The sequence below is a fragment of the Helicobacter salomonis genome, assembly GCF_017979425.1.
GTDB classification, from domain to species: Bacteria; Campylobacterota; Campylobacteria; order Campylobacterales; family Helicobacteraceae; genus Helicobacter; species Helicobacter salomonis.
This window is the reverse complement of sequence record NZ_JAERIS010000071.1, coordinates 1-228: the sequence shown is the minus strand read 5'-3', so window position 1 is coordinate 228 and position 228 is coordinate 1. Positions and strand designations below refer to the sequence as shown.

General features: G+C 41.2%; 1 protein-coding gene. It reads left to right on the top strand.

What is annotated here, in order from left to right; genetic code table 11:
• The first annotated feature begins 1 nt into the window (after position 1).
• Complete coding sequence (locus KCO92_RS07310) at positions 2-208, top strand: hypothetical protein (protein ID WP_345719215.1); 207 nt, start codon at positions 2-4, stop codon at positions 206-208.
• Positions 209-228 lie beyond the last annotated feature (20 nt).

The window sequence follows — 228 nt, the reverse complement described above, 5'->3', positions numbered from 1 at the left end:
CATTTTCTTTTATGCGCTGGTTTTTTGTATTGCTCTTGATCTTAACCTCGCCATTATAGCTTCACTGATCTTAGGGGGCTTGTCCTTTTATCCCATTTTTAAGATTTACAAGCGCAATGCGCCTAGCGAAGTTTGGGCGTGGCGTTGTGTCATTAGCGGGGTTTTTAATGCTCTAGCTGTGGTGGTGTGGTATGCATTATTTATTTAAGTCTTGCATTCTATACCCTA